Here is a 20,985-nt window from a genome sequence, read left to right as displayed (position 1 = left end):
ATGAAGAGAATATTAAGATTAGAAAAAATATTTATTAAGCAATATCTCAAACAATTGATGGAATATCGTGTTGATTTTATAGTAGGTGTTCTAGGAGTAGTTTTGACTCAAGCTTTAAATATTTTATTTTTAAACGTTATTTTCAGCAAGATTCCAACTCTTGAGGGCTGGACTTTACAACAAATTGTTTTCATTTATGGATTTTCACTAATACCCAAAGGCCTTGACCATTTATTTTCTGATAATTTATGGGCAGTAGGTCAAAGATTAGTATGGAAAGGTGAGTTTGATAAATATATGACGAGACCAATCAATCCACTCATCCATGTAATCATCGAGACCTTTCAAGTAGATGCCTTGGGCGAATTGATAGTCGGTATAGGTCTCCTCGCAAGCACAGTCGGTACTATAACATGGACACCAACAAAAGTTATTCTCTTTATTATAGCCATTCCATTTGCAACAATGATTTATACCAGCCTAAAAATAATTGCTTCAAGTATGGCATTTTGGAGCAAACAGGCAGGCAGCATCATGTATTTCTTTTATCTTTTCAATGATTTTGCAAAATACCCTGTTAATATTTATAACACCCTTATTCGCACGATAATTAGCTTTATAATACCTTTTGCATTCACTGCCTTTTATCCGGCAAGTTTCTTTCTCACAGGGCAAAATGTCATGTTTAATATTGAAGGTTTGATTATTGTTTCCATAATTTTATTTATCATTTCACTTTTAATCTGGAATAAGGGACTTTCAGTTTATGAAAGTGCAGGTTCATAAAATTACTAGGTTAATTCTTAGTAATTTTTTACTAGTTTTTTATGGGAAATAAGATTATAATATCAATATAGTAAACGCTTTCAAAAAAGGGGGGGAGAAATGAAAAAAAGTATTATATTACTTTCGCACAGTAGAAAAATTACTGATGGGCTAAAAGAGATGATAGATGACATGCAACAAAATGAAGACGTTGAAGTTGTATCTCTTGGAGGAACATCAGATGGCGGACTAGGTTCCGAACCATTATTGGTTGTCGATCATATTAATCAGTCAGCTGAAGATGTCGAATTCTTTATTTTTTCTGATATAGGAAGTGCAGTATTAAGCGCAGATATGGCTATGGATTTTTTAGATGAAAGTCAACAATTAAGATATCATAATATTGATGCACCATTGGTAGAGGGAGCTTTTGTAGGAGCAATTACTGCTGGAGTAACTGATGATATTAATCAAATTATTGATGAAGCAAGAAAGGCGAAATAGAGAGAATGAAAAAGATAATTAATGACCCATCAAATGTTGTTGAAGAAATGCTTTCAGGGATTGTCAGGAGTTATGGAAATCTTGTTGAAAGAGTTGATGATTCTAGAGTTATAAAAGAAAATAAACTGTTTAATCAAGTATCATTAGTTTCAGGGGGAGGCAGTGGTCATGAGCCAGCACATGCTGGATTTGTCGGTGACGGTATGCTTTCGGCAGCAGTTTTAGGTGATGTCTTTACATCTCCGACTCCGGATCAAATTTTAACGGCGATTCAAAGTACAAATAATGGCCAAGGAGTATTATTAATAGTCAAAAATTACACTGGAGATATTTTAAATTTTGAGATGGCTAAAGATATGGCAGAGATGGAAGATATAAGAGCTGAAATTTTGGTTGTTGATGATGATATTGCTGTTGAAAATAGTTTGTATACAGCAGGTAAACGTGGTGTTGCTGGTACGATTTTAGTTCATAAGATTTTAGGTAATTATGCTCGACAAGGAAAAAATCTTGACCAATTATTAGAAATCGGAAATGATGTGGTATCATCACTAAGAAGTATAGGTATTGCATTAAAAGGAGCTACAGTTCCTGAAGTTGGTAAAGAAGGATTTGATCTTGCTGATGATGAGATTGAATATGGTGTAGGTATCCATGGAGAACCTGGCTATCGTAAAGAAAAACTTCAACCATCGAAAGTTCTTGCCTCAGAGTTAGTTGATAAAATTCTTGCTAGTTATGGATCAGAAACAAAAGAAGTTGGAGTTCTTGTAAATGGAATGGGTGGAACACCATTAATGGAACAGTTTATCTTCATGAACGACGTTTTAGATTTACTTGATCAAAAGGGAATTAAGGTTATTTTTACAAAAGTAGGGAATTTTATGACTTCTATAGAAATGCAAGGCTTAAGTCTTACAACTATTGATTTAACAGATAAATCTGAATGGCTTGGAAACCTAGAGAGTCAAGTTACAACTATTTCTTGGTAGATTGGAGAAAAATGAATATTACTGTAGTAGAAGTCCAGGCTTGGCTTGATGACTTTGCAAAAAAAATCGAAGATAATAAAGATTACTTAAGTCTTCTTGATACCCCGATTGGTGATGGTGATCATGGAAATAATATGTCTCGTGGAATGACAGAGTACAAAAAATCTATAGAAGATAAGCAACCTAATACAATTAGTGATACTTTTAAAATTTTGGCTATGGCTTTAATTTCAAAAGTAGGTGGAGCAAGTGGTCCTTTATATGGAACAGCGTTTATGAATATGACTAAAGCGACTGTTGGAATTGATGTTATTTCAAGCTATGAAGAATTATCAAAAGTTATTGAACAAGGACAGATAGGTATATCTACTAGAGGGAAAGCAGACTTTGGTGATAAGACAATGCTAGACGTATGGATTCCAGTTGTATCATCAATTAAAGATGAAAATTTTAATGATGAAATTATTGAAAATGCAAAAAATGCTACTAAAGATTTAGTTGCAAAAAAAGGACGTGCATCATATGTTGGTGAAAGAGCAATTGGACATATTGATCCAGGAGCAACCTCAAGTTCTTACTTATTTGAAACTTTGTTAAATTACATCTAGTTTAAACATATAACAATTCACAATCTAAACCATTAGGATAAATATCTTAATGGTTTTTTTAATTATTATTTTATATATATAAAGGCTCATACTCAGACTTTATACATAAAAGTAAAAAATGTTTTACATTTATATTGTCAAATACTTTTTACAATGTTATACTAAATTTGTCTTCAAGTGATAAAAAAATTCACAAGCTTTTAAATATGTTACTTAATAGCTTATGAATGTTTTATTTATGAAGGAATATTTCTTGGCTTCAAGAATATATGGAAGACAAATCAACGATTTTAAAAGGAGTCGAAGTGAGAAAATATCTACCACTTATGACCTTGCTATTAGTGAGTCTACTGTCACTCTTTATCGGAGTACATAATATTACAATTGATGGAATTTTGCATGGAGATTCACAACAATTAATGATGTTAAATAAGGTTAGACTTCCTAGAACTATTAGTTTAATTTTAGCTGGTGGTATGGTGAGTATATCAGGAAAAGTCATGCAGCATATGATGCAAAACAAGTTTGTATCAGCAGGTACTATCGGAATGATGGATAGTGCAAGGCTTGGAATACTTGTTGCCATGTTATTTTTTCCTGCTTCAACAATTCTTTTGAAATCGACATTTGCATTTATCTTTGCTTTCATTTCTTCACTAACTTTTCTGGCTTTAAGTCGACTATTGCCCAAAGGAGATGAAATGATTCTACCCTTAGCCGGTATAATGTATGGAAATATTATCGGTTCTGTGGCGATCTTTTTTGCCTATCAGTTTCAAATAATCCAAAACCTTTCTTCTTGGCTTCAAGGAAATTTCTCTACAATCATGAAAGGACAATATGAGCTAATCTACTTAACAGTTCCTGTTTTTATAGCACTTTACTTAATGGCCTATAAGATAACAGTGCTTGGATTAGGAGATGAAGTAGCAGCGAGTCTTGGTATGAACTACAAATTAATCCAATTAATTGTTTTAGTTCTTGTTTCCCTTGGCAGTAGCTCTGTATTGATAATGGTTGGAAGTATTCCGTTTCTTGGAATAATCATTCCAAATCTTGTATCAATATTGTATGGAGATCACTTGAAAAACACTCTTAATCTAACTTGGATATTTGGTAGTATCTTCTTAGTTGTTTGTGATATTTTATCAAGAACTCTCATAGCTCCTTATGAGATTCCAGTTAGTGTTATTGTTGGAAGTTTAGGTGGAGCAATGTTTATCTTCTTCCTATTAAGGAGAATGAGAAGATGATTAAGGACAAAAAAATATGGATTAAGGCAAGCTCATTATTTTTTGTAGCAGTATTGATGGTTATTGTTTATCTCACCTACAATACCTATGGAAACTTAGATTTTGCCCTATCTCTTAGAGGTAAAAAAGTTATTGGTTTTGTTCTTGTTGCGATTGCAAGCTCAGTCTCAACAATTTCTTTTCAGACCTTGACCAATAATAGATTATTAAGTCCTGGTATTCTTGGCTTAGATAATTTGTATGTACTGATTCAAACATCACTTTTCTTCTTTATAGGAGGAGTAAAGATGTTATCACAAGAATCAATTTATTTGTTTCTTGGAACAATATTGATAATGACAATTTTATCTACTCTCATAATTGTCATGTTTGTAAGGAAAGAAAAAAATGACCTCTATGAAGTCCTAATGATAGGGATAGTATCGGGAACCTTTTTCTCAAGTATAAGTACTTTCTTACAAGTGATAATGAATCCAAACGAGTATGACATGCTTCAAGGTAAACTATTTGCATCATTTAATAACGTAAATACTAACCATATGATTGCAGCAATAATTATCATCTTGGTTGCCTGCATTTACTTTTTATTTATATCAAGTCAGTTGGACGTATTAACCTTGGGGCGAGATGCGGCAGTTAATCTAGGAATAAATGTGCATCGAATTCAAATTTTGAGTCTTGTATTTATTTCTATGCTGACGGCGACATCAACAGCTCTTGTTGGACCGACAGTCTTTCTAGGTTTCATTATTTCAATTATTAGCTATATTTTCTTTGGTTCATTTAACCATCGAAATTTATTTATCTGTAGCTCTTTGTTGGGCGTAATTCTACTTGTGGGCGGACAATTTCTTGTTGAGCAAGTCTTCGGTTTTTCAACAACGATAAGCGTAATAATCCAGTTTCTTGGTGGAGTAATCTTCATAGGAAAAATATTAAGGGAGAGAAAAGTATGATTAACATTAATAATCTAGCAAAATCAATTGGAAAAAAAGAGATTCTATCAAATATTGATTTAGAAATCCCTGCTGGAAAATTTATTGCCTTTATTGGACCTAATGGTGCCGGTAAATCAACTTTACTTTCATTGATAAGTAGATTACAAACATTCAATGTTGGAGAAATATACATTGATGAAAATGAGCTTAAGTCATGGTCGTCAAAGGAGCTTGCTAAGAAACTTTCAATTCTTAAACAAACAAATGCTTATAACTTAAAAATAAGTGTTAGAGATTTAGTATCTTTTGGTCGTTATCCATATAGTAAGGGAAGACTGACTAGTGAAGATAATGCGATAATAGATAAGGTTTTGAGTCAAATGAATCTAAATCATTTGTCACAAAATAACATTAATGAATTATCTGGTGGGCAGCTACAACGGGTATATATTGCCATGATTTTAGCTCAAGACAGTGATTATATCTTATTGGATGAACCCCTTAACAATTTAGATATGAACCACGCACAACAGATAATGACACTTCTGAAAGAATTAGTAGCAGAAGAAAAGAAAACAATTTTTATCGTCCTACATGATATAAACTTTGCTTCAGCATATTCTGATTACATTGTTGCCATGAAAAATGGTCAAATTTTTCAAGTAGGTAAAACAGAAAAAATAATTCAAGAAAGTGTTCTAAGTGATTTGTATGATATGCAAATCAAAGTTCACCAGATTGAGGGTAATGCATTTTGTCAATATTTTAATTAATTATCTTATGGAGGATAACGTATAATGAAAAAATTTTTATCAACATTCTTGCTTGCTGTCAGTGTGATTACACTAGCTGCTTGTGGGAACTCAAAGGAATCATCAAGTAAAGAAAGTTCATCTTCAACAACTCAAGTATCAAGTTCAAATGAAACTAGTAAAACAGATGATATAAAAGTTGTAGAAATCAAGGATAAAAATGGAAAGAAAACTGTTCCTTACAATCCAAAGAAAGTTGTAGTATTTAATTATAGTTCTCTTGATACTCTAGATTCACTGGGATTAAAGGATAGAGTTGTTGGACTTCCAAAAGATGTTCTTCCTACATATTTAAAGCAATATGATGATGTTGAATCTGTTGGTGGTGTTAAGGAGCCAGACTTAGAGAAGGTTAATAACATTAAACCTGATTTGATTATAATTTCTGGACGTCAAAAAGATTATCAAGAACAATTTGAAAAGATTGCTCCTACTGTATTTTTCTCAGTAGAAGAATCAGCACCTTGGAAATCAACTCAAGAAGGAATTCAAGAATTAGCTAAGATTTTTGGAAAAGAAGAAGAAGCTGATAAAAAACTTGCTTCAATTCAATCTTCAATGGATAAATTAAAAGAAGAAAATTCTAAATCAGATAAGAAGTCTTTGATTATTATGGCAAGTGAAGGAAGCCTATCAACATTTGGTAAAGATTCTCGTTTTGGTATTATCTATGATGCTTATGGTTTCAAACCAGCAGATGATAATATCAAATCTGAAGGTCATGGACAAAGCGTTTCTTATGAATACATTGCAGAAAAAAATCCTGATATTATCTTTACAATTGACCGTACAAAAGCAATTGGTGGAGATGATTCAAAAAACAATTTAGCTGACAATGATTTGGTCAAGGGAACAAATGCAGGGAAAAATGGTAAAGTAATTTCATTAGATCCTCAAGTTTGGTATCTAGCAGGATCAGGAATTGAATCTTTAGAAGTAATGACAAGTGATTTACAAAAAGCAGAATAGCAAAAAAGGTATTGAAATTTAATATTTCAATACCTTTTATTAATTACATTCTGAACCAACCATTCCCAGCTTTTTTAACTGGCGGAAGCCTATCACCACGATCAATAGAAATGATGTGTTCTTTTTCAAGTTTTTCACCATTTGGTCCAACTTCAATATATTTACCAGCAGGTAAATTATCTGTTCCAGATTTGTGCGGAGTCATATGAAGCCACCCATCACCAGCTTTCTTTGTTGGTGGAAGTCTGTCACCCTCATCAATAGTTACAATGCGTTCATTTGGAATTCTACCACCGCGAGGCCCAACTTCTCTGTACTTGCCAGGAGGCACATTATCAGTCCCTGGTTTAAAAGGTTTTACCATAAAATTCTCCTTTATATGATATATAATTTTTAATACTCAATAAAATGAAAACGTTTTCTATGGTTATTATACTCAAGTAAATATAAAAAAGCAAGATAAAAGTTTGATAATTCTTGACAATTTATTTTTAAATTATCTAGACCAATCAATGAAATTATATACAATATTGTGTATCCTTGATTGACAAATCAATAAATGTTACTCTTGATATAGAAAATACATACGAGGTACATGATGAAAGAAAAAATAGACATATTAGTTACAATAGATGAAAACTATCTCAATCCACTTCAAGTTATGTTAACATCTATATATCTTAATAATCAAGATGATATATTTAAAATTTGGCTAATACATCAAAGTATTCCGCAGGAAAAATTAGATTTATTAAATAAACAAGCTATTAGATTTAATTGGGAATTTGAAGCAGTAGTGGTTGATGAAAGTTTATTTGATAAAGCGAAAACTGTCGATAGATATCCAAAAGAAATGTATTTTAGATTACTTGCAGGTCAAATATTGCCTAAAGAGCTTAAAAAAGTACTTTACTTGGATCCAGATATTCTTATTATCAATCCATTGAGACCTTTATGGGAAATGGACTTAAAGGGAAATATGTTAACTGCTTCAACACATGCAGGTGTAACAAATATTATCAATGGTGTAAATAATATCCGTTTGGGGACAGATCATGACTACTATAATTCAGGAGTAATGATAATGGATCTTGATATGCTTAGATCAGTCGTGAAAATAGAAGACATTAATGAAGTAATTGAAAATTATAATGCCGTTTTGATTTTACCTGATCAGGATATTCTTAATTTTTTATATGGTAATTATATACTTGGAGTTCCTGAAGAAATATGGAATTATGATGCCAGAAAGTATTCTAGTTACTTAACAAGAAGCCTTGGGAAAGAAGACATTCATTGGGTTGCAGAAAACACAGCTGTTTTACATTTTTGTGGTCAACCAAAACCATGGGATGAAAAAAATGATACGAGATTTACGGTACTTTATGAAAATTATCGTATGCTAACAAAAAATTACATTTAAAAATAAGCGAATTTGCGCTTATTTTTTATTTGGAAAGAATTTCCGTACATTAAAAATATTTTTAATAAATAAAAGTACTTTAAAGTAAAAGAATTCTGACATTTGTGGTAAAATAATAGGTGGTTAAGCGTTATCTTTTTATTTTTTAGCTATAAATGTTGGCACATTTTTGGCACAAAATACTTTGGGCAGAAGTATTTTAAATGAAGAATTAAGCTATAGGTACGTTTGCCACGTCTTCAGGGCGGGGTTTGTTTCCCCACTGGTGAATGTCACAAGGTATTTTTCACTAGGTTTCAAGTGGCAAAACCCATTGCCTAAAGCATTTCTAAAAATCATGAAAGTTTCATTTTGTATCAAAATTTAAAAATTTGGCACAAAATTTGGCACAAATGTAAAAAAGAAAAGGAGCAGTTTTAGGCGACGTCGTCTAAAATTGTTCCTATTTTTTCATTTTCTATTTTTTCAAGTTCTTTCAAAATATGTGTATAAGTATTCATTGTTATATCTACTGATTTATGACCTAAAGTTTTTGAAACTGCTAATATATTTATACCTTTCATTATTAAAACAGAAGCATAAGTATGCCTTAATCCATGAATGCTGATTGATTGTTTAATTTTCAATTTTTTTTGGTATCTTATCAATGCTTTGTTTATCGTAGCATTTGCAACAATTTTTCCGCTTGGATTCATAAAGATTAATTTTTCATTATTAATTACATTATTCTTCTTGAAATAATCAGCTTGTCTTGTTTTATAATTTTTCAATAAGTCCATAGTAGCTTGAGATACAATAACTTTTCTTACTGACTGCTCATTTTTTGTGGGTCCAAAAGTTTTAGTGGAAGTTATATAAGCTCTCTCAATACTTATCATATTGTTCTTAAAATCAATATGCTTCCAGGATAAACCTGCCAATTCTCCATAACGCATACCAGTCATACCAGCTAAATAGATTAGTAAGCTAGTTGCTGATTCAGGATGTATCTTTTCCTTGGTAAACTGCATCAACTCTTTGTAATTATCATAATCTAGGTACTTTTCACTTTCTTTTCTTGTCTCAGCTTGTCCAACGACCACAGCTCCTTTGGTAAAGTCAAAAGGTATTAGTCCTTCGTCAATCGCTGCAATTATACTTGTTCTAATATGCGAATTTAATCTTCGGACACTCGAAGTAGCATGTATTTCAGCATACTCGTTAAGATATTGTTGATAGTTTAACCTTTTAATACTTTTGATAGCTATTCTACCAAAATATTTGTCAATATTTTTAAGTGAATTTGCATATTTGTTATAAGTTTGATCAGATACTTTACCTTTTTTATAGGTATCTATCCAACTCTTGAAGTAATGATATAGCGATACATTTTTTTCCTCAAATTTCATGCCTTTTGAGACTTCTATTTCAATTTGATTAGCAGCAACAATAGCATCTTGTTTTTTCTTAAATCCACTTTTACGGATTTTTTTGAAATTACCGTCAATATCTTTGTAAGAAATTTCATATTGCCATACGTTACCACGTTTAATATATCTAGCCATGATTGAATAATTCTCCCTTTTCGTGTAGAATAGGGTATAAGAAAACTACCCTATTGAAGTGGTTTTTGTCGATATAAACGTCATTCAAACTTTGGTCGGGGAGAATGACGTTTTTTTTATTTATCCTTTTAATAAATCTTGAAGTTTGATTTTTAATCTTTCTATATCTTCACATGATAGTTTATCAAGATCTTTTATTATAGTATTAAAATCCATAATTATTTTTTTAAATTAATTTCAAACGATTCAGTAGCAGAAGTATTTCCGTCTTTTGATAGTGTAATTTTTACAGTATTATTTTTGTTCTTTAGTTTAAAAGATGGTCTAATTGTAGACTTATTTGTTTCATATGTTTCGGTGTACATATTAGCATCTTTAATATCACTAGCTAGATTTTCTCCATCTTGTTCTGCAAAGAATAAAATTCCGCTTTGAATAAATTTTTGTTTTTTCATACTATCATCATTGTTCCCGAAAGACCAGTCTAAAGTAACTATTAGATTATCATCTTTTATTTCAGCTTCTTTGGGTTGAATTTTAAAGTCGTTTATTCTTATTTCTTTTTCTGAAGAAAGATTTATTATATTCTTATTTCCACATCCAGAAATAATTAGCAGTGATAATAGTAGCGTTAATCCTAAAGTAATATACTTTTTCATTTTTTCTCCTTATACTAAATTGTTAATGTAGTCAAAAAACTCACTTTGTACCATTTCTGCATTTGTAGTCGTAGGTAGATCGTAGTATTGCACAAATCTAGTCCAATTAAACTCCTCAGGTTCAAGATCAAGTTCTGTCATATATTGTTCTATCAGTTTTCTAATCATAAATCTATCAGCCTCATTCTCGCAAAGAATGGGGTTATTTTTGTATTGAGCAGGATAATGATCTCTATGTTTTATTTCATGATAAATAGTCTTATCATGAACTGTTGAAGTTAGGTTATTTCTTAAAAATATAGTATTCAAATCCTTTGCGAAAAATCCATTTTTAGTAACTACTGAACTTGGAGGGAACTTTTCTATATTTATTCCTAATTCCCTAGCAAATTGTTGTGCGCTCATAAATATACCTTTAACTATTTTCTGGTATTTAGATATCCCTCTATTATACCTTTGATAGCTTCTTTCTCTTCATCACTCACCGGTTCACCACCGAAAAACATCAATTCATCAACTATGTTTTCAACATCAATTTCTTGTTTAATAGGAGTATTCTTTTCTTTTCTGCCCAACAAAAAATCTATATCTACATTTAAATAATTAGCAACTTTTTCAACTTTATCAATTCCTGGGGAAGAACTTGCCCATCTTCTAATCACTCCGTTACCAAATCCCACAGCTTCTTCAAGTTGCCTTATAGACAAACCTTTAGATTTTGCTAATTCTTGTATTCTTTCATATAAATTCATTGCGAACCTTCCTAGTTGAGAAATTTATACGAAAAAGCTACACTAACTATTGACATTGTAGAAAATATGTATATAATGTACTTGTAAGCTAATTTAATAAGCGTAGCACATAATTTAAATAAACATAAATTTTATATTCGCTCAGTCGCCAAACTATTGAATAGATTAATGTTTTAGATATGTATGCTTTTTCTATACCCTAATTGTAGAATATTTGTATAAATATGTCAATAAATAATGTGAAAATAAGCGAAAAAAATTAGCTTATATATTTTAAAAGAAAAAAGGAGGTAGTATGGGAAACAATTTAGCTGTACAAGTAAGAGTAGAACTTGTTCAAAAAAATATGACTCAAGCAGACCTAGCAAAAGCCCTTGGTATTTCTCAATCATATTTGTCAGATATTTTAAAAGGGAAACGCTCATCAGAGAAACAGATTGAGCTAATAAAAAAAGTACTCAATATTGATTAAATTATGAAAGGAAAATATGGAAAGTATTAAAGTAATTTCTTATCAAAGCAAAAGAGTTTTAACAACGCAACAACTTGCTGAAGGATATGGAGCAAAAAGTAAATTAATTAGCAAAAATTTTAATAACAATAAGGAAAGATATGAAGAAGGAAAACATTACATTGTACTTGAAGGGGAAGATTTAAAAAAATTTTCAAGCGAATCCCCAAATTTACGACTCGCGAAAAATATTAATAAACTCTACCTTTGGACCGAAAATGGTGCTTTTTTACATGCTAAATCTTTGAATACTGATCAAGCATGGAATATGTATGAAAAATTAATAGATACATACTTTAAAGTACAGGACTTAAAAGAAGTTCCATCTAGTCCACGCGAATTAGCAAAATTAGCTCTTGCAGCAAACGAAGAAGTAAACGAACGAGTAGATATGATTGATACTCGACTTACTGAAATTGAAGAAAATAAATCCATTACCACAGAAGATTACGGAACAATTGGAAGAAATGTTTCAAAGAAAGTTCATAAAATAATTTCTGAACGACACTTAGGACTTGAAGCAAGACGATTACTATTCACTGACTTAAATTCAAGTATAAAACAAGTCTTCAATGCTCCAAATCGTGGTCGTATAAAAGACAAAGACTTTGAAAGTGTTCTTGATTTCATAAGAAGCTGGGAGCCTTCATCTGTAACAAATGCAAAACTAAAAGAATTGGGAGACTAAATGAAGTATGAAAAGTTTTCAACAATTAATTAAAGCTGAAGTTTCAATAAGCATTCCTGATGACATGATTCTAATTAATAAAGTAGAACTAGAAGAACTTATTGATAAAGCAGACCAAGCAGAAAGCAATGGCTACGCTAAAATGGATGAATTTGAAAAGCTATGCGCAAGGGAAAAGACATGGATAAAGAATAATTTATTTAAAGACCCCAATTTTTTAGAACAATTTGACATGTCAAATAATAATGAAAAAGGTTTTGTTAGATTTCCTCGTTATCAAAATGATGGATATAGATTTAAGAGAAAACAAATGATTGATTTTGTAAATAATGATTTGCAAAACTGGATGTAAAGGAGAAAAGAATGAGTGAATTTTTAGGAACATTATTAGTGTTAACAGTCTTCTTCTTATTTGCAATGTTCTTTTCATACTTGCAAGTAAGTAGACGAGAAGATAACGAAAGAAAAAAGCGCATAAAAAAAGTCGCTAGGCTACAACCATAAGCGACATTGAAAAAGATTTATAAGGATAGTATAACATGCAGAAGAAAAAAATAGAAGTATGTATCAAAGAAACAGATGAAATTGTTCAAATTAAGAAAAAGTTAAATGGAATTTTTTTCACTATTGATAACGCATATCTACAACATGAAATTGTGGAGGGTTGGAAATGACAGCTACAAAAGATAAAGCACTAGCAAAGATGCTTGAAGAAATAACTGATAAAACTACCCCACAAATACATAGAATTCATAATTGGATTTGTTATCAAGAAGATGAAGAACTATTTAATGGAATTCTGAAAAAGGGAAAGACATTAAATGAAGCATATGAATTTATAACTTCTAAGGCTAGGGAACTAGCCGTAAATGGAAGCATATTTATTGAAGATGATGACGTATTTTCATGGGTAAAAGAGTACTACGCATCAGATAAAATTGTAGTCGACATGCCGGTTAAAAAGATACCAACTCCGAAAAAATCAGAACCATTGCCAGATGAAATTTTGAAAGTAGTTAATCATAAGCCTAAACCTACTAAAAAGAAATCCAAAGAAGAATCTGGTCAAATGACAATATTTGATTTCTTAGATTAGGGGGTGTTTACATGAAAACTGCACAAGATTATATAGATACGTGTTTAAAACCACCGAAAAAATTCTTTGAATGGTGTTACTCATGCTTTCCAACTTATATTTGGTCCAATAAAAATGAAACTATAGTTGGATCAGAAAGAAAGCATGAACATGTAGTCAAAAAGAGATTAACCAAAAATTCAAAATTATCGTTTTATGACAGATCTGAATTCTTCATTATTATTTTAAGTACCTCAAAACGTATAGAAATTCAGACCTACAGAATTTTTTCAAGATTTGAAGATGGAAAACAAAAATTCGATAAGGAACTTCTCAATCTGGAGTATCTCTCAAATGGTGAATTTATAAAGGTCGGTCTACACAATAATTACTATGGAAATATTATTGGAGGGAAAATCTATAATTTCAATAAAGCTTCATTATCAAATGGTTTTACAGTAGCGTGGCCATATGTATACGAGAATGATTGGATTGAAAGAATATTTAGAATATCAGAATTAAAATATCTACAAATTGAACATTCGGACTATGAAAATCTACACAACTTATATAAATATCGCAAAGAGATTGAATACGCTCAAAAAATTGGTGCTGAAATAATTGCTAGAGATATTATTGAGCATAACTGTGATATGAGAAGTATTACTATGAACTTTTTGAAAAGAAATAAACAGTTTTTAAAGAATTCCAAGCGAAATTATAATGATTGTCTTTTAAAAGCTGAGATTGAAAAACGTGGAATTAAGTTTGTTCCTGGTGTTGAAAAACATTTAAGTAAAGATGATTTAAACAGTATTCCGAAAGAAGTAGGTCTACTAAAATTTCAAAATTATTTAGTTAAGCAAAACTGTAATTTTAACTACTATGACGATTACAGGAATTTACTAAAAAAATTAGATATAGAAGCAAATTCAAAAAGTCTAATATTACCTAAAAATCTAAAAGTAGATCATGACAAAGCAGTAAAGATTTTTAATGCTAAGGTCCAGGAAGAACGAAGGATGTTATTTTCACAGCAAATTCAAGATAGAAAGTTCTATGAAATGGAATTGGATGGTTACATATTTAGGCTACCTGGTAATTCTCAAGAGTTGATAAATGAAGGTAAGACATTAAAGCATTGTGTAGGAACTTATATTGAACGTCATGCAGAGGGAGAGACAACAATAGTCTTTATAAGAGAAAAATCTAAACCTAATGTACCCTTCTACACATTGGAATATAAAAGAGGAAAATTAATTCAAATAAGAGGTGAATATAATAAAGCACCTAGTCAAAAATTAAAAGAAGTTGTAGATGAATGGGTTGAACTAATTCAACAGAAATCTAAAAAGGTTAAGCACAAGGAGGTAGCTTAATGGATAATACAGTGGTCAATTTACTAGCTCTAGTGCTTACTTTATTGATATTGATATATTTATATGCCTTTAAGGTTAAAGGCGTGAGAGGTGGCTTTAAATGGGCAATTTTAATTACCGCAATTGGTCTGTTTATAGTATTTGTCACTATGGTGATAACTTTATTCTTCTTGCACAAGCTGGAGGGGTAAATGGAATTAACAGAAGAACAATTAGTAGCAAATTACAATGTAGCTTATGCGGCAATTGAACAGGATATTTCTAACTTAAGTATAGATGATTGGGAAGAAACATTATCTATCTACAGTACGTTATTTGAAACCAATGTAGACAATATAAACTATGAAAACAACGGATTCTATAAGTTTTACAAACGTGTTTGTAAAATGCTTGAAGAAAAGTATGGAGATTTAACATTTTAGGAGAAGAGACAATGGAAGAAAAGAAATATAGCAATCTATATGAAGCTTTATCAAGCGTGCAGAAAACAATAAAGCAACCTAAAAAGTCTGGTAAAAATCCAGTCTTTAGTAGTAATTATGTAACCTTGGATGATGTTATAGCAAGTATCAATGAGGCTATAAGTGAAGCACAAGCCAAAATATACTGGTATAACTACCCAAAAGAAAATGTAATGATGACTGTAATGAATGGGTATGATCAAACACTTGAAATCGAGGGTAGTTTAATTGCTGATGGTTTAGAAAACAAGAGGACTAACAAAGCTCAAGCCTTAGGAAGTGCATTGACTTATGCAAGGCGTTATAGCTTGTCAATGGCCTTTGGTATAGCTAGTGAAATTGATGATGACGGAGAGCAAGCAAACGGAAATAGCATTGATAAATCACTACAACAAAGCGAACAAACTTTGTATGGTCTTTCGGAATACGATACGGCTAGAATCAAGAGCCTAGTCAAGAAATTGCAAGATAGAGGCTTTGCAACTGATTTTATTAAAAACAAGCTAGATGATGCGCCAAAAGATTACAATTCACTTGAAAAAGTTCTTATTGAACTATCTCAAACTGGTCAAGAACCTGTAGAATCTAACAACTCAAAAAAAATAGATGAACAAGTTTCTGAAGAAGAGAACCAGGAAGAGGAAATAAGTGAAGAAGAGCAAGCAAAAAGACGAGCTGAGGCACAAGAAATAAGCAAGCTAAGAGCTGAAGTCATTGCTGTTACTGGATTATCAAAAGAAGAAGTTAATAGCTTTTTGAAAAAGACGGATCAAACATATAAAGGGTTTAAAGCAGAATTAGAAGTACTTATCAATGCTTATGGTAGAAAACAAGAAGATAAACCTCAACAAGAAAACAAAAGAAAGTTCTAAAAGGAGAATATAAAAATGGTTAAAGATGTGACAAATAGTGCAGTTCCAAGTATAGATGTATCAGATGTAAATATTGATTATACTCCCTCAATTCTGACAATAGCACAAGCAGAAGCTATTGCAGGCAAAATGGAAGAGATGAAAGAACATTATGATGGTTATGAAGTTACTTTAGAAACTCTCAAAGAGGATAGAGATGAGAAAGCTAAAATCAATAAAGTTCTAATTGCATTTGACGATGAAAGAAAAAAAGTGAAAAAGGAATTTAACAAGCCATTAGATAAGTTTGAAAAAGATTTAAAAACATTACTTGAACCACTCGACAATATTCATGAAGATATGAAAAAGCAGATACAAGAAGTTGATGAAAATATTAAAAATCAAAGACAAGATGTGATTAATATCCTTGTAACTGCAAGTGCAAATGAAAAAGAAGTTGATCCAAATTTAATTGAAATGAATCCTAAATGGCTTAATGCAGCATATTTCAAAAACAACTTTGAAGAAACGTCAAAACTTAAAAAAGAAATTACTGAAGCAGTTCAAAATAAAGCTGATGAACTTAGACGTAGAAAAAATATAGAGGATGCAATTAGTACACAAGCGATAGCTATTGGTACAAGCCCAACTCCTTATCTCTACATGATAGACCAAGATAAGGAAATATCTGAAATATTGCAAATTATGACCAAAGACGTTGAAGAAACTAAGGCGAGAGAAGAACAAAGACTGGCAGAGCTTAAACAACAAGCCCAGGATTATGAAGACAGAAAGTTAGCTGAAGATTTTGGAATGAATGAAACTGATTTAGTTGTTCCAGTGCCATATGAAGCAGAAAGTACTGATGAATTTCCAGCAATTCTTAACCTCAAAATAACGCTTGAAAATAGCCAACAACAATCGATGCTGAAAAGTTTCTTGGAAGCATATGATATTGAACATGAGGCTTTATTCTTTGGAACTGTGAAAGAATGGAATGAGGCAAACAATGATAAATAATGTAGTAATAGTTGGCCGACTAACAAAAGATATTGAGATTAAACAAACTGCCAGTGGTCAATCAAATACAAGTTTTACATTGGCAATAACTCGTAATTTTAAAAACCAAAATGGTGAATATGATGCTGATTTTGTTCAAGTAGTAGCTTGGAGACAAACGGCAGAGTTCTTAGCTCGTTTCGGTGCTAAGAGAGGTAATCTTCTTGGAGTTACAGGACGTATTCAGACTCGTAATTATGAAAATCAACAAGGACAACGTGTTTATATAACTGAAGTAGTAGCTGACAATGTTACCTTCATGGAAAGTCGCTCGACAAGAGAAGGGACTCAAAGTCAGCGAACTACGCAACAATCAAGTGAAAACGATCCATTCGGTGGTGGCAGTCCCGTCAATATTGATGATTATGATTTACCGTTTTAACAGGAGAGAGTAATGGCAGAAATTAGTTGGATAAAATTAGCAACTAACCTACCGGATAATAAGAAAATCAAACGAATTAGAAAATTACCTGACGGCGATAAAGTTATTTTGTTTTGGGTTTTCTTATTAGCTAGAGCAGGTGAAAGCAATAAAAGTGGAGGTCTTTTTATGACTGACACTTTACCTTATGAAGTAGAAGATTTAGCAGCAGACTTTGATTTTACAGTTGAATTTGTAAAGTTCGCGATTATCACACTTGAAAAATATTCAATGATAAAAACTTATGATGACATAATTTTCGTTAAAAATTGGGAAAAATACCAAGCTGTCGAAGGAATGGATAAAGTTAGAGAACAAAACAGAATTAGACAAGCAAAATTCAAAGAAAGACAAAAACAACTAACGTTAGGTAACGTTACTAGTAACGTTACTGGTAACGGTGAAGTAACGCAAGGTAACGCAACAGATATAGATATAGATATAGATAAAGAAATAGATAAAGAAATAGATAAAGATATAGAAATAGAGTTAGAAGAAGAAAAAGAAAATCCTGACAACTTCCAAAAACTCATTCAATTCTATACTCAAAACTTTGGAAACATTCAACCTGTGGTAATGGAGACTCTAAGATTCGACTTTACAGACTATGGTCATGAATTAATTATTGAAGCGATGACAAGGGCTGTGCTGAAAGGTGCTCGTTACTCATATGCCCAAGCTATTTTAAAGAGTTGGGCTAATAGTAATATTACTACTCTTGATCAAGTAAGGATTCAAGATGAAGAATTCCAAAGAAGAATGAGTCCTAAGACTCAAGATAATACTAAATCAAGTGCTAAAGTTCCAGATTGGCATAATGATAAGCCAAAAGAAGAACGTGAACCTACAGAAGAAGAGATGGCCGAGCTTGCTAAAATGCAGCGATACCAACAACTATCTGTGAAAATGAAGAACGAAGGACTAACTTCTGAGGAGCAATTAGAATATGAGAGCATATCTTTCTAGAAAGTTGAGGTAGATGAATGAATGAAGTTGCAGAAATAATTAACGACTTAGGTAATGAATACAACTACTACAAAGATAAGAGAAATCAAGGAAAGTTAACAAAAAATGCAATAGCAGCGATGATCGAAAACTTGAAATGTTACAGAAGTAAAGCGATAGAGCTATCAATGCTTTCAGATGATTTTGTTAATTTATTGGAGAATATTAAATGAATATCGATTTAAAACAAGGAGTACGTCGTAGCGAAGTAAAACTAAATGACGTATATAATGCAAGAACTGAGAAACTACAATATCAATTTACTGGTAAGGTAGTTGGGCTATATAACAAAACAGTAGTCCTTGAAGTGACTAAACATCATAAAAAAGACCTTATCGAAGTCTTGAAAGCAGGCAAGAGGGTACTCGTTAGATATTCAGAACTGGAGAAGTTAAATGACCAGAGAAGAAATAATCAGCAAAAGAAATGAGCTTCAAGAAAAGCTTTGGGAATATTACGGCTTAGTTGATGAAACATTATTTGAACTAAAAGAAATGGATGGGAAGATTGCACGTTTGGAGGCAGAAGATGAGAGAGATTAAATTTAGAGCATATAGCAAAGAAAAATGTGAGATGTTCAAATCAGAAGATGTGGTATCAATTGATTTCACAGACAAAATGATAGAACTCTATAGGAGCGATGATGGGCTATACGAAAATCCTGATTCTAGATGGGAAACACTTTATCTTGATGAATTAGAGCTTATGCAGTACACAGGATTAAAGGACAAAGATGGTGCTGAAATCTACGAGGGCGATATCGTCTCATATAACTTTTTTGAATTTTCCTTTATCGGAGTAGTGAAAAATGATTGCTATTGTTTTTACATTGAAGATGTATTTGACGATACTCACGATTTTGATGATTTTGTTGACACTACTAATGGGACACCTAAATGTGATGATCTTATAGTCATTGGAAATATTTACGAGAATCCAGAACTTTTGGAGCAAGAATGAAAATAACTCTAGACATTAAACCAAAACCTCAATCAAGACCGAGGTTTACAAGACAAGGTAGAGCCTATGAAGAAACAGACATGACGAAGTGGAAAGAATATGTAGCTTATCTTCTAAGAAGTGAGAGACTAGAAAAAATAGAGAGTGGTCCGGTGTACATTGGAATTTCATTCTTTATCTGGCCACCTCTTGCAATATCAAAGTTGAAGACTAAGAACCCAGTACCAAATGAAATTTTAGAAACCTACTACGTTGATAAAAGACCTGATCTTGATAACTATGTAAAAGCAATACAAGATGCCTGTAATGAAATTTTGTTCAAAGATGATGGACAGATTGCAGCATCTAGTTCAGAGAAGTTATACTCACTCAATCCAAGAATTGAGATAGAGTTGTATAAACTACCAAAATTTAAACAGAAACAAGCCAAATTGAGCAATTAAATGATAAATAAGGTATTTATACCTAAATAATTTTACTCGCTTAAAACGGCTTATATGAGCATACGAAGGAGAATGAAATGAGTGAATTTGTAAAAGTCCCTGACGGAGAGTATATCAACTTGGACTTAGTCAAAACTATTTTGAAATACCCAATTGGAGATAGAGAGGCATATAGAATTTGTTATTTAGGGACCGAATCATTATGTCCTCTAAGTAAAGAAGACTACGACTATCTAACAGCATATATTGACGTTAAGCTTACAAGACAAGCTGAAATTGACGAACAAACAGACCAAAATATAAGAAGAAATTGGATAGGAGAATGAAATGGATAGAAAACTGGAAAAATGTCAAGTATGTAAAGGTGATAAGCTTTTGGGAACAGACAACGAAGAACTTAGACTTCAAATCAAAGATAGCAAATTAAGAATTGAGGACTTTTGGGGAGAAGGAGATATAAATGACGATATTAAAATAAATTATTGTCCAATATGTGGGAGGAAACTTAATGAAAGCATATAGAATTTGGGATAAATATGACTCAGAAAAGGGTCAGAAAATTGTATTTGGAAATACAGTTAGAGAAGTAAAAAGAGATAATTTTTGTTGTGATATGTTTGAAGATGTAGAATGGACAGCTTTTATGGTTAAAAGAGAACCAGCTTTTGACGATATGGAGAATTTACCACCTGCTGAATTTGCTTATGAAAGAGCTTTGGAAGGGTGGAGGTATTTTGATTATTATGTAAGTGAACCTTGCACTGATGAATGCACGAAAGAAGAATATATCGAATGGTACAAGAAAACTTTCGAGGAGGAAGTATGATGGGAGATATTTTTATAAGTTTGAAAGAGTTTGTAAAACAGAATTTTTGCAAACATGATTATTGCTATCACACAATAGGTATTCCAG

At 31.7% G+C, this 20,985-nt stretch carries 35 protein-coding genes and 1 pseudogene; 30 read left to right on the top strand and 6 right to left on the bottom strand.

The genetic code is table 11. The features are described from left to right. The 8 genes from BG261_RS07835 to BG261_RS07800 all read left to right on the top strand — a co-directional run bounded on the left by BG261_RS07835 (window position 1) and on the right by BG261_RS07800 (window position 6,841). The gene (locus BG261_RS07835; protein ID WP_070792799.1) at window positions 1–786 is read left to right on the top strand and encodes an ABC transporter permease; all 786 of its coding nucleotides are present in this window, start codon (window positions 1–3) and stop codon (window positions 784–786) included. Between the two features lie 99 nt (window positions 787–885). Beyond that, window positions 886–1,269 carry a dihydroxyacetone kinase phosphoryl donor subunit DhaM gene (dhaM, locus tag BG261_RS07830; RefSeq protein ID WP_070792798.1) on the top strand — a complete coding sequence of 128 codons (384 nt, stop codon included), beginning with the start codon at window positions 886–888 and terminating at the stop codon, window positions 1,267–1,269. 5 nt (window positions 1,270–1,274) lie between these two features. After that, a complete protein-coding gene (dhaK, locus tag BG261_RS07825; RefSeq protein WP_070792797.1) occupies window positions 1,275–2,261 on the top strand; it encodes a dihydroxyacetone kinase subunit DhaK in 987 nt (328 codons plus the stop codon). Window positions 2,262–2,272: 11 nt separating this feature from the next. Then, window positions 2,273–2,869 carry a dihydroxyacetone kinase subunit DhaL gene (gene dhaL / locus BG261_RS07820; protein ID WP_070792796.1) on the top strand — a complete coding sequence of 199 codons (597 nt, stop codon included), beginning with the start codon at window positions 2,273–2,275 and terminating at the stop codon, window positions 2,867–2,869. 305 nt (window positions 2,870–3,174) lie between these two features. Next, the gene (locus BG261_RS07815; RefSeq protein ID WP_070792795.1) at window positions 3,175–4,122 is read left to right on the top strand and encodes an ABC transporter permease; all 948 of its coding nucleotides are present in this window, start codon (window positions 3,175–3,177) and stop codon (window positions 4,120–4,122) included. After that, a complete protein-coding gene (locus BG261_RS07810; RefSeq protein WP_070792794.1) occupies window positions 4,119–5,078 on the top strand; it encodes an iron chelate uptake ABC transporter family permease subunit in 960 nt (319 codons plus the stop codon). Before BG261_RS07815 ends, BG261_RS07810 begins: the two co-directional genes overlap by 4 nt. Further along, the gene (locus BG261_RS07805) at window positions 5,075–5,833 is read left to right on the top strand and encodes an iron ABC transporter ATP-binding protein (protein ID WP_070792793.1); all 759 of its coding nucleotides are present in this window, start codon (window positions 5,075–5,077) and stop codon (window positions 5,831–5,833) included. The genes BG261_RS07810 and BG261_RS07805 overlap by 4 nt, the downstream gene beginning before the upstream one ends. A 24-nt stretch (window positions 5,834–5,857) precedes the next feature. Then, window positions 5,858–6,841, top strand: a complete 984-nt coding sequence (locus BG261_RS07800; RefSeq protein ID WP_070792792.1) for a siderophore ABC transporter substrate-binding protein — start codon at window positions 5,858–5,860, stop codon at window positions 6,839–6,841. 43 nt (window positions 6,842–6,884) lie between these two features. Here the strand turns inward: BG261_RS07800 and BG261_RS11580 are convergent, their stop codons facing one another. Both BG261_RS11580 and BG261_RS11575 read right to left on the bottom strand, forming a co-directional pair. Continuing rightward, on the bottom strand, window positions 6,885–7,046 hold the full coding sequence (locus tag BG261_RS11580) for a YjzC family protein (RefSeq protein WP_070792828.1): 162 nt from the start codon (window positions 7,044–7,046) through the stop codon (window positions 6,885–6,887). A gap of 6 nt (window positions 7,047–7,052) precedes the next feature. Further along, window positions 7,053–7,205, bottom strand: a pseudogene (locus tag BG261_RS11575) (YjzC family protein); the annotation flags it as partial. A 234-nt stretch (window positions 7,206–7,439) separates the two neighbouring features. Here BG261_RS11575 and BG261_RS07790 point away from each other — a divergent pair. Continuing rightward, complete coding sequence (locus BG261_RS07790) at window positions 7,440–8,264, top strand: glycosyltransferase family 8 protein (protein WP_070792791.1); 825 nt, start codon at window positions 7,440–7,442, stop codon at window positions 8,262–8,264. Window positions 8,265–8,680: 416 nt separating this feature from the next. Here BG261_RS07790 and BG261_RS07785 read toward each other — a convergent pair whose 3' ends face one another. The 4 genes from BG261_RS07785 to BG261_RS07770 form a co-directional block, all read right to left on the bottom strand. Then, window positions 8,681–9,808: a site-specific integrase gene (locus tag BG261_RS07785; RefSeq protein WP_070792790.1), complete on the bottom strand. Its 1,128-nt coding sequence runs from the start codon at window positions 9,806–9,808 to the stop codon at window positions 8,681–8,683. Window positions 9,809–10,026: 218 nt separating this feature from the next. Beyond that, window positions 10,027–10,467, bottom strand: coding sequence for a hypothetical protein (locus BG261_RS07780; RefSeq protein WP_070792789.1), 441 nt, complete (start codon window positions 10,465–10,467; stop codon window positions 10,027–10,029). 9 nt (window positions 10,468–10,476) lie between these two features. Next, window positions 10,477–10,872, bottom strand: a complete 396-nt coding sequence (locus BG261_RS07775; protein WP_083318304.1) for a hypothetical protein — start codon at window positions 10,870–10,872, stop codon at window positions 10,477–10,479. A gap of 14 nt (window positions 10,873–10,886) precedes the next feature. Then, complete coding sequence (locus BG261_RS07770) at window positions 10,887–11,219, bottom strand: helix-turn-helix domain-containing protein (RefSeq protein WP_070792788.1); 333 nt, start codon at window positions 11,217–11,219, stop codon at window positions 10,887–10,889. Between the two features lie 295 nt (window positions 11,220–11,514). Here BG261_RS07770 and BG261_RS11160 point away from each other — a divergent pair, with 295 nt between their 5' ends. The 21 genes from BG261_RS11160 (at window position 11,515) to BG261_RS07685 (ending at window position 20,898) form a co-directional block, all read left to right on the top strand. After that, complete coding sequence (locus BG261_RS11160; protein WP_075201856.1) at window positions 11,515–11,691, top strand: helix-turn-helix transcriptional regulator; 177 nt, start codon at window positions 11,515–11,517, stop codon at window positions 11,689–11,691. A 16-nt stretch (window positions 11,692–11,707) separates the two neighbouring features. Further along, a complete protein-coding gene (locus tag BG261_RS07765) occupies window positions 11,708–12,418 on the top strand; it encodes an ORF6N domain-containing protein (protein WP_070792787.1) in 711 nt (236 codons plus the stop codon). Window positions 12,419–12,425: 7 nt separating this feature from the next. Next, window positions 12,426–12,770 (top strand): DUF771 domain-containing protein, encoded by a 345-nt coding sequence (locus BG261_RS07760; protein ID WP_070792786.1) that lies wholly within the window; start codon window positions 12,426–12,428, stop codon window positions 12,768–12,770. An 11-nt stretch (window positions 12,771–12,781) separates the two neighbouring features. Next, a complete protein-coding gene (locus tag BG261_RS11515; RefSeq protein WP_158007193.1) occupies window positions 12,782–12,922 on the top strand; it encodes a hypothetical protein in 141 nt (46 codons plus the stop codon). 35 nt (window positions 12,923–12,957) lie between these two features. Then, window positions 12,958–13,092: a hypothetical protein gene (locus BG261_RS11695; protein ID WP_267887307.1), complete on the top strand. Its 135-nt coding sequence runs from the start codon at window positions 12,958–12,960 to the stop codon at window positions 13,090–13,092. Further along, on the top strand, window positions 13,089–13,514 hold the full coding sequence (locus BG261_RS07755; RefSeq protein ID WP_070792785.1) for a Cas9 inhibitor AcrIIA9 family protein: 426 nt from the start codon (window positions 13,089–13,091) through the stop codon (window positions 13,512–13,514). Before BG261_RS11695 ends, BG261_RS07755 begins: the two co-directional genes overlap by 4 nt. A gap of 11 nt (window positions 13,515–13,525) precedes the next feature. Further along, on the top strand, window positions 13,526–14,872 hold the full coding sequence (locus BG261_RS07750; RefSeq protein WP_070792784.1) for a PcfJ domain-containing protein: 1,347 nt from the start codon (window positions 13,526–13,528) through the stop codon (window positions 14,870–14,872). After that, window positions 14,872–15,063 carry a hypothetical protein gene (locus BG261_RS07745; protein WP_070792783.1) on the top strand — a complete coding sequence of 64 codons (192 nt, stop codon included), beginning with the start codon at window positions 14,872–14,874 and terminating at the stop codon, window positions 15,061–15,063. Before BG261_RS07750 ends, BG261_RS07745 begins: the two co-directional genes overlap by 1 nt. Then, the gene (locus tag BG261_RS07740) at window positions 15,064–15,294 is read left to right on the top strand and encodes a hypothetical protein (RefSeq protein WP_070792782.1); all 231 of its coding nucleotides are present in this window, start codon (window positions 15,064–15,066) and stop codon (window positions 15,292–15,294) included. Window positions 15,295–15,305: 11 nt separating this feature from the next. After that, a complete protein-coding gene (locus BG261_RS07735) occupies window positions 15,306–16,205 on the top strand; it encodes an ERF family protein (RefSeq protein WP_070792781.1) in 900 nt (299 codons plus the stop codon). A 15-nt stretch (window positions 16,206–16,220) separates the two neighbouring features. Next, the gene (locus BG261_RS07730) at window positions 16,221–17,204 is read left to right on the top strand and encodes a DUF1351 domain-containing protein (protein WP_070792780.1); all 984 of its coding nucleotides are present in this window, start codon (window positions 16,221–16,223) and stop codon (window positions 17,202–17,204) included. Beyond that, window positions 17,194–17,625 carry a single-stranded DNA-binding protein gene (gene ssb, locus BG261_RS07725; protein WP_070792779.1) on the top strand — a complete coding sequence of 144 codons (432 nt, stop codon included), beginning with the start codon at window positions 17,194–17,196 and terminating at the stop codon, window positions 17,623–17,625. The genes BG261_RS07730 and ssb overlap by 11 nt, the downstream gene beginning before the upstream one ends. Before the next feature lie 12 nt (window positions 17,626–17,637). Further along, window positions 17,638–18,630, top strand: a complete 993-nt coding sequence (locus BG261_RS11155; RefSeq protein ID WP_075201855.1) for a phage replisome organizer N-terminal domain-containing protein — start codon at window positions 17,638–17,640, stop codon at window positions 18,628–18,630. 17 nt (window positions 18,631–18,647) lie between these two features. Next, window positions 18,648–18,842 carry a hypothetical protein gene (locus tag BG261_RS07715; protein ID WP_070792778.1) on the top strand — a complete coding sequence of 65 codons (195 nt, stop codon included), beginning with the start codon at window positions 18,648–18,650 and terminating at the stop codon, window positions 18,840–18,842. Continuing rightward, window positions 18,839–19,099: a hypothetical protein gene (locus tag BG261_RS07710; protein ID WP_070792777.1), complete on the top strand. Its 261-nt coding sequence runs from the start codon at window positions 18,839–18,841 to the stop codon at window positions 19,097–19,099. The genes BG261_RS07715 and BG261_RS07710 overlap by 4 nt, the downstream gene beginning before the upstream one ends. Continuing rightward, window positions 19,065–19,211 carry a hypothetical protein gene (locus tag BG261_RS11510; protein ID WP_158007192.1) on the top strand — a complete coding sequence of 49 codons (147 nt, stop codon included), beginning with the start codon at window positions 19,065–19,067 and terminating at the stop codon, window positions 19,209–19,211. Before BG261_RS07710 ends, BG261_RS11510 begins: the two co-directional genes overlap by 35 nt. Continuing rightward, window positions 19,198–19,629, top strand: coding sequence for a YopX family protein (locus BG261_RS07705; protein ID WP_070792776.1), 432 nt, complete (start codon window positions 19,198–19,200; stop codon window positions 19,627–19,629). Before BG261_RS11510 ends, BG261_RS07705 begins: the two co-directional genes overlap by 14 nt. Beyond that, window positions 19,626–20,072, top strand: coding sequence for a RusA family crossover junction endodeoxyribonuclease (locus tag BG261_RS07700; protein ID WP_070792775.1), 447 nt, complete (start codon window positions 19,626–19,628; stop codon window positions 20,070–20,072). Before BG261_RS07705 ends, BG261_RS07700 begins: the two co-directional genes overlap by 4 nt. A 77-nt stretch (window positions 20,073–20,149) precedes the next feature. Further along, the gene (locus BG261_RS07695) at window positions 20,150–20,398 is read left to right on the top strand and encodes a hypothetical protein (protein ID WP_070792774.1); all 249 of its coding nucleotides are present in this window, start codon (window positions 20,150–20,152) and stop codon (window positions 20,396–20,398) included. Between the two features lies 1 nt (window position 20,399). After that, a complete protein-coding gene (locus BG261_RS07690; protein ID WP_070792773.1) occupies window positions 20,400–20,594 on the top strand; it encodes a hypothetical protein in 195 nt (64 codons plus the stop codon). Then, the gene (locus BG261_RS07685; protein ID WP_070792772.1) at window positions 20,581–20,898 is read left to right on the top strand and encodes a hypothetical protein; all 318 of its coding nucleotides are present in this window, start codon (window positions 20,581–20,583) and stop codon (window positions 20,896–20,898) included. The genes BG261_RS07690 and BG261_RS07685 overlap by 14 nt, the downstream gene beginning before the upstream one ends. Window positions 20,899–20,985 lie beyond the last annotated feature (87 nt).

The sequence above is a fragment of the Floricoccus tropicus genome, assembly GCF_001832905.1.
GTDB classification, from domain to species: domain Bacteria; phylum Bacillota; class Bacilli; order Lactobacillales; family Streptococcaceae; genus Floricoccus; species Floricoccus tropicus.
Note: the sequence above shows the minus strand (reverse complement) of the source record. Positions and strands in the feature narration are given on the sequence as shown.